Origin of the sequence: Alcaligenes sp. NLF5-7 (assembly GCF_024266725.1) — a bacterium.
Taxonomy (GTDB): Bacteria; Pseudomonadota; Gammaproteobacteria; order Burkholderiales; family Burkholderiaceae_B; genus Alcaligenes; species Alcaligenes phenolicus.
The window spans coordinates 3,931,156-3,943,696 of the sequence record NZ_CP100755.1; the positions used below are offsets into that span (position 1 = coordinate 3,931,156).

At 56.9% G+C, this 12,541-nt stretch carries 10 protein-coding genes; 2 read left to right on the forward strand and 8 right to left on the reverse strand.

The window, feature by feature from the left end; genetic code table 11:
• Positions 1-53: 53 nt before the first annotated feature.
• The gene (locus MID00_RS18125; RefSeq protein ID WP_254499262.1) at positions 54-1,247 is read right to left on the reverse strand and encodes an MFS transporter; all 1,194 of its coding nucleotides are present in this window, start codon (positions 1,245-1,247) and stop codon (positions 54-56) included.
• A gap of 102 nt (positions 1,248-1,349) precedes the next feature.
• Here MID00_RS18125 and MID00_RS18130 point away from each other — a divergent pair, with 102 nt between their 5' ends.
• On the forward strand, positions 1,350-2,279 hold the full coding sequence (locus MID00_RS18130; protein ID WP_021446601.1) for a LysR family transcriptional regulator: 930 nt from the start codon (positions 1,350-1,352) through the stop codon (positions 2,277-2,279).
• Positions 2,280-2,335: 56 nt separating this feature from the next.
• Here the strand turns inward: MID00_RS18130 and MID00_RS18135 are convergent, their stop codons facing one another.
• The 7 genes from MID00_RS18135 to MID00_RS18165 form a co-directional block, all read right to left on the reverse strand.
• Positions 2,336-2,794, reverse strand: coding sequence for a GNAT family N-acetyltransferase (locus MID00_RS18135; protein WP_254499263.1), 459 nt, complete (start codon positions 2,792-2,794; stop codon positions 2,336-2,338).
• A 123-nt stretch (positions 2,795-2,917) separates the two neighbouring features.
• A complete protein-coding gene (gene glnA / locus MID00_RS18140) occupies positions 2,918-4,330 on the reverse strand; it encodes a type I glutamate--ammonia ligase (protein WP_021446603.1) in 1,413 nt (470 codons plus the stop codon).
• Between the two features lie 227 nt (positions 4,331-4,557).
• Positions 4,558-5,772, reverse strand: coding sequence for a radical SAM family heme chaperone HemW (gene hemW / locus MID00_RS18145; protein ID WP_254499264.1), 1,215 nt, complete (start codon positions 5,770-5,772; stop codon positions 4,558-4,560).
• Positions 5,773-5,776: 4 nt separating this feature from the next.
• Positions 5,777-6,388, reverse strand: a complete 612-nt coding sequence (gene rdgB / locus MID00_RS18150; protein WP_009453909.1) for an RdgB/HAM1 family non-canonical purine NTP pyrophosphatase — start codon at positions 6,386-6,388, stop codon at positions 5,777-5,779.
• Between the two features lie 153 nt (positions 6,389-6,541).
• On the reverse strand, positions 6,542-7,279 hold the full coding sequence (gene rph, locus MID00_RS18155; protein WP_009453908.1) for a ribonuclease PH: 738 nt from the start codon (positions 7,277-7,279) through the stop codon (positions 6,542-6,544).
• 29 nt (positions 7,280-7,308) lie between these two features.
• Complete coding sequence (locus MID00_RS18160; protein ID WP_009453906.1) at positions 7,309-9,930, reverse strand: AAA family ATPase; 2,622 nt, start codon at positions 9,928-9,930, stop codon at positions 7,309-7,311.
• The gene (locus tag MID00_RS18165) at positions 9,920-11,038 is read right to left on the reverse strand and encodes a DNA repair exonuclease (RefSeq protein WP_035271529.1); all 1,119 of its coding nucleotides are present in this window, start codon (positions 11,036-11,038) and stop codon (positions 9,920-9,922) included. The genes MID00_RS18160 and MID00_RS18165 overlap by 11 nt, the downstream gene beginning before the upstream one ends.
• A gap of 147 nt (positions 11,039-11,185) precedes the next feature.
• Here MID00_RS18165 and MID00_RS18170 point away from each other — a divergent pair, with 147 nt between their 5' ends.
• On the forward strand, positions 11,186-12,118 hold the full coding sequence (locus MID00_RS18170) for a YicC/YloC family endoribonuclease (RefSeq protein WP_254499265.1): 933 nt from the start codon (positions 11,186-11,188) through the stop codon (positions 12,116-12,118).
• Positions 12,119-12,541: the final 423 nt, after the last annotated feature.

Genomic DNA, 12,541 nt, shown 5'->3' on the forward strand with positions numbered 1-12,541 from the left:
CCTAAACCAGGTGTCAGGAAGTGTGAGTAAGCAGGTGTAGTGATTTAGTAGTGTTAGTGATCGATTGTTTTTGCCTGATCGTAAGGTCTCAGGGGCTGGGGGGTAGCGCATCGCATGAAAATGGGCAGAACAAGGGCAACAAACGCTGTCAGGAGCAACAAGACATGAAGGTCTGGCACGGATACATCCAGAGAGCGGAGCAGTAGGGAGGGAATAGCCAGAGCAATAAAGCTGCCGATGTGGTTGCCTGTGGTTTGCAAAGCCATGAAGCGGCCCCGCTGAGCTTGAGTGGGGTAGCTTGTACTGCGGGCGCTGGCGCAGACTAGACGAGTGTAGCTGCCCGTCATGAACAGAATCATGAATACGTGAGCTGTTCCCCACCCCAGGGCCAGCATGATCAAGGACAAGAGCAAGATCAACGTACCCAGATCAGAGATACGGGTCTCGCCCCATTTTTTGATGCCCGTAGCGGATAGGCGGGAGGCGATCAAGGCGGCGACACCGCCCAACATGAAGATCACAGGCATTTGCTGTGCTTGAGTGTCGTAGCGTAGCGCCAAAACGGGGATCAGGACCGGGATCAGTAATAGTGAGCCTGCCTGCGCAATAGCCGGCAGGCTTAGCCAGCGCCAGGCCTCTTTACCTAGAGCCAGTGGTGAGGGTTGCGCTGCAACGCAAGGGTTGGAAGGCAGATAGCGATGAGCAATTGCGACGGCAAGCAGGCAGAGCACGGCCAGAGTCATCAAGGCGATACGCCAGCCCAGTTCTACGGCGATGAACAAGGTGACGGGCATTCCGGCGATACTGACCAAGGCAAAGGCGCTGACCACAATGGCAATCGCGTCGGTACGCTGCTCGGCATTCATGCCATGCAGCAGTAAAGTCGTTGCGGCGCTCATCAAAAAACCACCTAGCAAACCAGCTCCCAGACGCAGCAAGATAAATAGCCCGAATTCGGAGCTGATGGCCCCCAAAGCGTTTAATACGGCCAAGAGAATCAGTGCCAGAAGCAGTAAAGGCTTTAGCGCCGCGCAGTGCATCCAGCGTGCAGCCAGGACGCCCGATAAAGCGGCGCCGCCCATATAGGCGGAAGCGGCATAACCGGCGTAGGTGGCAGGAACATCAAAGTCCACTGCCATCCAGACAAACAAAGGTGTCAAGGCCATGAATTCCAGAGCATGAACAAACTGGATAAAAGACACGGCACGGGCACGCAGTCGGGGACGAAACACTTCAGAATCAGACATGATGATACGCATAAAGAAAGAGGCCTCTAGCCTAATTCTTCGCTGTTTTGATATGTAGTCTCTATAATTCGAATATTAAATTATCAAAACCGGGATAATTCCATGACTCCCCAGCTGAATTTGAATGCCTTGCGAGTTTTTATCCAGGTAGCCGAAAGTGGCAGTTTTACGGCTGCAGCTCAGGTGCTGGATTTGCCGACCTCCAATGTCAGCCGTTATGTGGCGCAACTGGAGCGGCAGATTGGTCAGCGCTTGCTGGAGCGCAGTTCCCGGCAGCTGCGTTTGACCAGTGTGGGCCAGGGCTTGTTTGATACCGTTCAGCCCTGGTGGGGAGCCTTAAAGCAGGCTGAACAGGATTTGCTGGATCAACGCACCCGTTTGTCGGGACGCTTGCGGATTTGTATTCCATCCGAGGTGGGGCCGTTTCTATTGGCGGGTGTCCTGGCAGATTTTGCGGCCCAGCATCCGGATCTGGAACTGCATTGTCAAACCAACCTGGAAGGCCCTGGTGTGCTGGCGCAGGATTTTGACCTGGCCTTATTGATGTGTCGGGGTGCTTTGCCAGACAGCAGCCTGGTGGTGCAGGAATTGTATTCTTTTGATTGCCAGGTCGTGGCGGCACCTGCCTTGATCGAGCAATGCGGTATGCCCAGCAGCCTGGAAGAGTTGGAACAGTTGCCCTGCATTACGACCGATACGGCTTTGGATGGCCAGGCCTGGCAGTTTGTCTTGCCCGATGGTCGCTTTCAAATTTTGAACGTCCCCAGCCGCTTTCGTGTGAATAGCGGTTTGCTGGCGGGAGCTGGCGCCGTCAAAGGGCTGGGTTTTGCGATTCTGGTGCGGCAGGGATGTGAGAAAGAGATCGCCCAAGGGCGTCTGATTGCCGTTCCCCTGCCCTTGCCGCCTGCCCCTTTGCGTCTGGTACTGGCGTATACGCATCGACGACACTTGTCGAACTCGGCACGTGCCTTGATTGAGTATCTGAAGGCCCAAGCTGATATCGGCACCTTGCCTGGATTAAACACCCATTAACTTGGGGGCCTTGTAGGGTTTGAGCTTGGGTCGTCGTTGCAGCAACCGACGCTATATCAAGCAATGACGGCTGCTTTGAGCATATCAATATGAGGAATGCCGTCCTCGTCGTAGATCTCGCCCACAGGCTCAAAACCTAAAGAGCCGTAGAACTTCTGCAAATGCGCCTGTGCGCCAATGCGTATGCCTGCGCCAGGATAGTGGGCTTCCGTAAAGCGGATCGCTTCAGCCACTAGCGCGTAGCCGATTTTCAGGCTACGGAACTTGGTCAGGGTCAGGACACGGCCAATGGAGGGCTCATCATATTTCAGGCCCGGTTCGACAACGCGAGCATAAGCAGCCAGCTCGCCGTCCTTGAGCACGGACAAATGCCAGGAATCCAGGTCCAGGCCGTCCACGTCCTGGTAGGCACACTCCTGCTCCACCACAAACACCGCCTCGCGAGCCTGGATGATTGAGTACATTTCCCGCGTGGACAGATCGTCCAACCGTTTCCATTGAAAAACCAGGTCCATCTTTACTTCCATGACGATAAGGTTTGGGTGACTGCGTATGGTAATCGTCCAAGGGCAGAATAAAAAGAGCGGCCCGAAAGCCGCTCTTTTTGATCGTACTGGCCAAAACCAGTGCCTTCGATCTTACAGGCTGTAGTACATGTCGAATTCGACCGGGTGCGGAACCATACGCAGACGGGTGATTTCGGCTTGTTTCAGCTCGATGAAGGCGTCCAGCATTTCATTGCTGAACACACCGCCACGGGTCAGGAATTCGCGATCTTTGTCCAGGGACTCGATCGCCTGTTCCAGCGACACGCAAACGGTTGGGATTTTTGCATCTTCTTCGGGTGGCAGATCGTACAAGTTCTTGTCGGCTGCATCGCCGGGGTGAATCTTGTTCTGCACACCGTCCAGACCGGCCATCATCAGGGCCGAGAAGGCCAGGTATGGGTTGGCCATTGGATCGGGGAAGCGGGCTTCCACACGACGCGCCTTGGGGTTGCTGACGTAAGGAATGCGGATCGAGGCCGAGCGGTTACGGGCGGAGTACGCCAGTTTCACTGGGGCTTCAAAGTGCGGAACCAGACGCTTGTAGGAGTTGGTCGTGGGGTTGGTGATGGCGTTCAGGGCACGGGCGTGCTTGATGATGCCGCCAATGTAGAACAGCGCGAACTCGGACAGACCGGCGTACTCGTTACCGGCAAACAGGTTCTGGCCGTCTTTCCAGATGGACTGGTGCACGTGCATGCCGGAACCGTTGTCGCCGACCACGGGCTTGGGCATGAAAGTTGCCGTTTTGCCATAAACGTGAGCCACGTTATGGATGGTGTACTTCATGATCTGGTTCCAGTCCGCACGCTCGACCAGAGTCGAGAAGCGCGTACCGATTTCCAGCTGGCCGGGAGCGGCCACTTCGTGGTGGTGGATTTCAACAGGAACGCCCTGCTGTTCCAGCAGCAAACACATTTCAGCGCGCAGATCGGCAAAGGAGTCTGTAGGCGAAACAGGAACGTAGCCGCCTTTGACGCCAGGACGGTGACCCAGGTTATTGCCATTGAGTTCCAGACCACGCGACCAGGGAGCTTCTTCAGAGCGAATCTTCACGAAGCTGCCCGACATGTCGTCGTTCCAGGTAATACCGTCGAACACGAAGAATTCCGGCTCGGGACCAAAGTATGCGGTATCGCCCAAACCGCTGGAGCGCAGGTAGGCTTCAGCACGCTTGGCCAGCGAACGTGGGTCGCGGTCGTAACCTTTCAGATCGGAAGGCTCGACCACATCGCAGGTCAGAATCAGGGTGGGCTCTTCACGGAACGGGTCCATACGGGCGGTTTTGGCGTCCGGGATGAGCAACATGTCCGAGGCTTCGATTCCTTTCCAGCCAGGCAAGGAAGAGCCGTCAAAGGCGACACCAGACTCAAAGCGATCCTCGTCCACCGCGTGTGCGGGGGTGGTCAAGTGGTGCTCACGGCCCAGGGTATCGGTAAAGCGGAAATCGACAAACGTGATTTCGCGTTCGGCGATGATCTTCAGAACATCTTCGGGGGAGGACATGGTTACTCCAGCGTCAATGACGTTAACAAAAAGTGAGGAGGAGTGGCGCGGATCATTGTGTAACCCACTACGGCAGGTCTTAATTACGTTTATCGGGATTGCCGCTGAATCTGATCCAAACAGCGCAATACCGATAAAGTAGTTATGGCATAGGACTTACCAGAAATTAATTGTAGAGCAATTGTGCAGATGCACAATAAAAAATGTCTTAAATAAACAATTAAATGTCAGGAACCTTCATCAGGAAGGAATGCTTCCTGTAAATCATTTAAGAATCGCCAGCCTAAATCGGTGGTTCGAATACGAACCGGATCGGAAGCCAGCAAACCTTTCTCGATATTGCGCTTGATCACGGGCAGGATGTGCGCAAGGGGCACACCCGTGCGTTCCTGGAAGTACTGGGCTGGTACGCCCTCTTTCAGGCGCAACACGTTCAGCATGAACTCAAAGGGCAAGTCTTTGGGTGTGACACGGGCATTGTGCGCATAGTGGCTGCCGTCGCGCTTGATGGCGTTCTGCATCCATTGCGCCGGGCTGCGGGTGGTAGCAGTACGGATAATGCGGTCGTGAAAGGACAGCTTGCCGTGGGCTCCCGGGCCTATTCCGATATAGTCGCCAAATTCCCAGTAATTCAGATTGTGGCGGCTATGGCCACCGCGCTTGCTGTACGCCGAGATCTCGTACTGGTTCCAGCCACGGCTGGCGGTCAGCTCGATCAGGCGGTCCTGCATGGCGGCGCTGTCGTCGTCATTGGGCAAGACCGGCGGGTATTTCGCGAAAACGGTATTGGGTTCCAAGGTCAAATGGTAGAGCGACAAGTGCTCGGTCTCATAAGACATGGCCTGCAAAATGTCCTGCTCGGATTGCGCTGGGGTCTGGCCCGGCAAGGCGTACATGACATCCAGATTCACGCGATCCACGGCTTTCATGGCAGCTTCAATGGCCTGTCGTGCTTGCTGGCTGTCGTGAATGCGGCCCAGCGCTTTCAGGGCCTCATCGTTAAAGCTCTGAATGCCCAACGAAATCCGGTTCACGCCACTGTGTGCAAAATCCATGAAGCGCGAGGCTTCGGAGGCTCCAGGATTGGCTTCCAGCGTAATTTCTGCGTCGGGCAGCAAGTTCAGGTGGGAGCGCAGCAAGGCCAGCATGCGGTCCAGCGCCTGGGCTGACAACAGACTGGGCGTGCCACCACCGATAAATACGGAAATTACCTGCCTGCCCCAGACCAGCGGCAGGGTTTGTTCCAGATCGGCCTGCAAAGCGTCCAGATACTCGTTTTCGGGCAGTTCAGCGGGTGCTTCGTGTGAGTTGAAGTCACAGTATGGACATTTGCGCACGCACCAGGGCACGTGCACGTAGACGGACAAGGGCGGCAGGCTGGGCAGCAAGGTGGCCGGGCCGGAGCCAGGCCGGATGCGTACCTCGGGAGAGAAAACAGTCATGGTGTTACTCGGCGGCCAGACGGGCCAACAAGGCTTGCATGGCTTGCGCCCGGTGGCTGTATTTGTTCTTCACTTCAGGAGAGAGCTGCGCCGCAGTTTGCTTGAGCTCTGGCAGATAAAAGTGAGGATCATAGCCAAAGCCGTGCTCGCCAGCGGGTTGATCCTGAATTTCCCCTTCCCAGACGCCTTCAATCACGATGGGCCGTGGGTCCTGGGCGTGGCGCACATACACCAGAACAGCCACATAACAGGCGCGACGGTCGCTTTGTCCTTGCAGACGCTGGACCAGCAAGGCGTTATTGGCTGCATCGGACTTTTCACCGCCCAGTTCGCGAGCGGCAAAACGGGCGGAATATACGCCGGGGGCTTCGTCCAGGGCGCGCACACAGAGGCCGGAGTCATCGGCCAAGGCGGGCAAGCCGCTTAATTGGCTGGCATGACGGGCCTTGGCCAGTGCATTCTCGATAAAAGTGGCAAAGGGTTCCTCGGCCTCGGGAATGTTCAATTGGCCTTGAGGAACCATGCTGATACCGGCCTGAGCCAGGATGGCGGAAAACTCCTTGAGCTTGCCGGCATTGTTGGAGGCCAGGACGACACGCTTGGATTCAGTGTTCATAAGTCGCAGCAGGCGGCAAAGCGCCCTGTTCAGTAAAAATGGCAAGGCGCCGTGCCAGGCAGTGTGTGCTGCATGGGACGGCGTCCCAATAGCGGTTTGTCCCGCTGCCTGGCGGTGTCGCGCAGGGAGCAGGACAGACCCGTTTCATCGCGATCAGCCCTGCAAGGCTTGTTTCTGGGCTTGCATCAGCTCGGCAATGCCCTGCTCGGCCAGATCCAGCAAGCGATTCAAGGTGGGGCGTGCAAAAGTCTGGCCTTCGGCGGTGCCCTGCACTTCCACCAGATTACCGCTGCCTGTCATGACGATATTCATGTCCACGCCGCAGGCGGAGTCTTCTAGGTAGTCCAGGTCCAGGACGGGGTTGGATTCGAACACGCCGACCGAGACGGCCGCCAGTTGATCCAGAATGGGCGAGGCTTGCAGCTTGCCCTGCTCTTGCAGGCTGCGTACGGCCAGGCTGGCTGCGACCCAGGCCCCAGTGATGCTGGCGCAGCGGGTGCCGCCGTCGGCTTGCAGAACGTCACAGTCAATGTGAATGGTGCGCTCGCCCAGGGCTTTCAGATCAAAGACAGCGCGCAGGCTGCGGCCGATCAGACGCTGGATTTCCTGGGTACGGCCATTTTGCTTGCCACGGGCCGCTTCACGGTCCGAGCGCGTGTGCGTGGAGCGAGGCAGCATGCCGTATTCCGCCGTTACCCAGCCCTGTTCCTTGCCTTTCAGAAAGGGAGGGACTTTGTCGAGCACGCTGGCATTGCACAGAACATGGGTTTCACCCAGACGGATCAGTACCGAGCCTTCGGCGTGACGGGTAAAGGCGGTCACCAGTTCGATAGGACGGCATTGTGCAGCAGATCGACCCGAGGGACGTGCAATCGTAGCGTTTTCAGACAAGGCTAGGCTCCGGACAAAATTCAAAACGCCTATTGTACGCCTTGCGGGACGGGCCGTAGCGCAACACCCATGTCCATCCACTTATCGGCCTGGCAGGTGAAAAGCAGGATCTGATGGCGCTGGGCGGCGTCGTGAATAATGCGCTTCATGGCCCCCAGGCGATCGTTGTCGCTGTGGACCAGCACGTCATCCAGAATCAGCAAGGTGGGACGGCCTGCCTGCTGCAGCAAATCTGCATAGGCCAGACGGGCAATCAGGCCGATTTGCTCGCGTGCACCAAAGCTCAAGCCGTCAATGTCGTCGGCCAGCCCTTGTCCGCTATCGCGTTGCAGCCAGCGTGGGGCCAGGTACTCGTCCAGTTCCACCCGGGCCTTGCCCAAAAGCAGACGCAGATAGTGGTTGATGTGCTTTTGCAAAGGCTCGTGCAATTGCTGGGTCAAGGCGTTGCGCTGCTCCCTTAGCACAGACAGCAACAGGCGCAAGGCCGCGACACGGCGCTCGTAGGTGGCGCAACGGCGCTGGCAATCGTGCAGACGTAGCGAGGTCTGGTCGATTTGCTCTTCCAGGCCTTGCGCTCCGTGGGTTTCCAGCTTGGTTTGCACCAACTGCGCGGCCAGTCGGGCCTCGTTATAGCTTTGCTCCTGTTGTTGAGCGCTGCGCTCCAGACGTTGCAGGTCCTGCTCCAGAACCGAGACGGGCAAGGCGGCCAGCTCGGCTTCCAGAGCTTTTTGATCGGCCAGTTGCTGCTCGCGTTGCAAGCGCAGTTGTCCCCACTGCTGCTCGCGTTCCTGCTGCGCTTGCTGGCGTTGCGGATCAGCCCATTGCTGTTCCAGGCTGTGAGCTTCAGCCTGGGCCTGCTCCAGACGAGCCTGGGTGCGGGCAAGGGCTTCGCGGGCATCATGCCAGTCGCTTTCCAGTGCGCGGTACTGCTGCTCGGCCATGGAGGCGGCTTGGGCGATACGGCCCAGTTCCGAGGCCTCGATGGCCTCGCCTTGCGGGCGTTGCGGGGCGATGCGTTGTTGAGCCGCCTGAACCAGACCTTGCAAGTGTGCTTTGCCTTGCGGGGCCAGCGCTTTCATGGAGCTGCGTAACAGCCGGTCCTGCTGCTCTTGTTCCCGATATTGCTCGCGGCGGCGTTCCAGCTCTTCCAGGCTTTTTCCGCCCAGTTGGCCAAGCGCCTGTGCGTACTCCTGCTGGGTTTGCGCCAATTGCTGCTGCACCTTGCCCAGATCGCGGCCGCCGGGAATGATGCGCAACTGGCCCATTCCGGGAAGCTCAATCAGGGTGCTGGCGCTAAGGTGGGCGCGGTGCTGGCCCTGAATGGATGCCCCATCCAGCAACAGGCTGGCGCCGTCTTGCAGTTCGATCTGCAATTCGGTGGAAATCGTCTCAAGTTGGTGTTGCAAACGCTGAATAAGCTGGTGCTGCTGGCGTAATTGGTCCAGGGCATCGTCGCTGATTTTCAGCTGCACCAAGGCGGCCCCGCATTGCGCCAGTTGGGTTTCCAACTTGCCCAGTTCTTCCAGTTGCCCTTGCACCTGCTGCAATTGCTGCTGCGTGCCTTCAAAGCTGGCTTGATCTTGAAACCATTGCTGCCAGGTACGGGCGCGTTCCTGCTCCTGCAGGCTGGCGTCTTTATGGCTGCGCGCCTGCTCCAGACGCTGGTTCAAGCTGTTGAGCGTGCCCTGCTCTTGCTCCAGCTTGGCACTCAAGGATTTGACCTGCTCGGCGCGCTGGCTGCGTTGGCGAGCCCACTCCAGGTCGCGTTCCCCAGCTTGTTGGTAGAGCTTTTCTCGCTCGGCCAACATGTTCAGCGCCTGTTGCAGTTCCTTGGCCCGTTCCTGCAATTGGCGGGCTTGAAGTAACTGAACCTGCACTTGTTTGGCTTGCTCACGTAGCTGTTCCCACGGGCGCTTAGCCTCGGCATGGGTGATTTGCTTGCGGGCCTGCGCCAGCTCGTCCACCCATTGCTGGTACTGCTGCAAGGCGGCTTGCTGGCTCTGTAACTGCTCTTCCAGCTCCTTGGCTTCTTTCTGCGCTGCCAGCCAGACGCCGCGTGGCTGTCCTTGAGCCTGGGTCACATATTGGTCCAGCTGTTGCTGGGCCTGTTCGATCAGATAATCCCCGTCTGCACTGGTCAAATCAGCGATTTCGCTACCCAAAGCCTGCTGCAAGGTGCCGCTGGCGTGCTCGACCGAGCTGCGCAAGTCCTGGCCCTGCCCTTGTTCAATCCACAAAAGGCCCGGCACGCCCCAGTTACGGGCCTGGCTGCTGCCTTTGGCGGCGTACTCAAAGCCCATTTGCTGGGCCAGGAATTGTTCGGCCTCGTCATTGTCCAGATGCTGATTGCCAATGTATAAATCGCAGCGTTTGCGCTTCAGGAAACGTTTGCTCAGTCGCATGTCCTGGCCGTTCAGGCTGAAATCCAGCTCGATTTCCGGTGCGGCTGAAGAATCACCCCAAGGCAGGATTTTTGCCAGACTACCTGTGCCATAACGTTCGAAAAACACCGTGCGCAAGGCTTCGGCCAAGGTGCTTTTACCGGCCTCGTTCGGGGCGCTGATGATGTTCAGGCCCGGTTCCAGCTGGTCCAGTGAGACGGGCTGACGAAAGCGCTTGAACTGCTCGACGCGCAGGGACTTAATGTGCATGACCACCTTCCTTATCGCGCAGCAAACCGGCCAGAATCAACAAGGCATCTTCAGCGGCTTGCTGCTGGCTGCCGTGACGCAGTTCCTGCAACTGTTTCAACGCGGCTTGCAAGTAGCCATCGGCTTGCAAGGCGTCCAGATCCTCTTCAGAAGGTGCCAGACGCAAGGCCTCGCGCTGGCAGTCCCAGGCGCGGCAACGGGCTTGGGACTGCCCCAAAATATTTTCCAGACGCTCAAAACCGCTCAGGCTTAACTGACCTGATAGCTCCAGTTCCACCACGCTCTGATCCGCTAAGGCATTCAGTTCCCGCTCCAGCAGGTCCAGATCCGTGTCGTCATTCAAATGGTGCTGGATACTGCGCCAAGGGTGTTGGGCAACCGGCAAGGCTTGAACCACAGGTGTTGCGCCCGGTTCGCTGATTTCCACCAGCAGAGCCTGGCCAGAGTCGTTATCCCGAAAGCGGTCCGGCTCGGGCGTGCCGCTGTAGTAGCAGCGCTCGTTAATTTTGACGGTGCCGTGCCAGTCCCCCAGTGCCAGATAGTCCAGTTTGGCGCGTTGTACGCGGTTTTGATCGATCAGGTTATGGCTGTCCAAATGCTCCAGCACCCCACTGACGCTGCCATGCGCCAAGCCCAGACGCCAGTAACCCGCCGGACTTTCGGCCTGATCGAACCAGTCGCTCAAGTCCTGATAAGTCTGGCGTTGTGTCAACGGCGCTGGCAGGACCGCAAGCTTGAGCTCGTCCAGCAGAAAAAGCTCCGGTGTATCAAGCACATGCACATAATCTGGAATGCAGTTCAAGCGGCGCGCGCGTGTCCAGACACTTTCGCTCAAGGCCGCGTCATGGTTGCCGGGCAGGAGCAGCCAGGGGCCGGTGAAACCCGCCATGGCATTGAAACTGCGGCGCAGATTGCGATCGCTCAGGGTTTGCGAATCAAAGACATCGCCCGCTACCACAAGCAGATCGGCGCGATGTTCGGTAGCCAGCGTTGCCAGCTTCTCAATGGCCTTGAAACGTGCCTCAGCCAGGGCGGCCGCGTCCTCCAGCTCGAAACGCGAATACTGGCGACCTATTTGCCAATCGGCTGTATGCAGGATTCGTAGCATGACTGCCCTTAGATTTGGTAAAAAAATCGGCCCTTACAGGCCTTGAATGCCTAAAGTATAAAGCTTTGTCGCGGCAAGAGGCGCGGCCAAAGCCGGGACCTGAGAGTACAATTGGCGGCTTTATTCCATTCTTAAAGTGACCCACCCATGATCCGTAGCATGACCGCGTTTGGCAGCGCCAAGGCCGAGTCCGAAGCAGGCACCATCAATATCGAGATGCGCAGCGTCAACAACCGCTTTCTGGACCTGAATCTGCGTTTGCCCGAGGAACTGCGTTTTGCGGAGAATCTGCTGCGCGAGCTGGCCGCCCAGGGTGTACAGCGTGGCAAGCTGGAATTGCGGGTCAACTTTGCCCGTAGCGGCACGGATCAGCAACGCAGCCTGGATATGGAGGCGGTGGAACGCACGGCACAGATGCTGCAAGTGGCACGCGTGGCCATTCCCGATCTGCCTGCGCCCGAGCTGCATACCTTGCTGAGCAATCAAAGCGGCAATAATTCAGGCATGGACCCCGAAATCTGGCTGCCCATGATCAGCCAGGCTTTCGAGGCGGCCCTGCAGGATTTTCAGGCGACCCGAGAGCGTGAAGGCCAGCGGCTGGCACAAGCCATGCTGGATATTCGCCAGGACATGAGCGCCATTGTGGACGAGGTTGAGCAGCACTTGCCTTCTATTCTGACGGAGCAGAAGAACAAGATTGCCACTCGCTTGCATGACGCCTTGTTGCAAGCCAGTCCGGACGGTTTCGCCCTGATTTCGGGCGAAGAACTGTCTGCCCGCGTCGCGCAGGAAGCGGCAGTTTTCTCCTTGCGTATCGATGTGGCCGAGGAAATCGCCCGCTTGCGTTCGCATTTGACCGAGCTGGAACTGATTCTGAACGGCGATACCAGCGTGGCGCCCAACAAGAAAAGCACACGCCAAGGCAGCACTGGCAAGCGTTTGGACTTCCTGTTCCAGGAGATGAACCGTGAGGCCAATACCTTGGGTTCCAAGGCAGGCAGCATGGACATGACGCGCGCTTCTATCGACTTGAAGCTGTGTATTGAGCAGTTGCGCGAACAGACCCAAAACATCGAGTAAACCAGCCAGTCCCTTATTTTCTGCCTGCCAGTATTTTTTTCAGCAGGTGCTGTCTGCTTAAACCGCGTGAAACCTCAGGTTTTATGCGGTTTTTTCAAGAAAACCGTCTTGCTCAGGCCAGGCGGTTTTTTTGTGGACTTTTCTGATCATCCTCAAACTCCCTAGGGCTATTTTTTCTGAAAGTGGTCTAGTGAAGCCAGGAATAAATACAGACGCTTTATAAGCTGCCTTAATATATAAAAATAAAATAGCGATTTTTAAAATAAAAAAAATAAAACAAAAATAAGAAATGGTTTTTATAAATAATTAATCCGGTTTTAAAAGTTTAAAAACGAATCACTGGTTTTAAATAAATTCATGCTTAATTATCTGTCTGCTAATTAGGTGGCTTGCCGGTTTTGTCCTGGGGTTTTCTCGACAAGG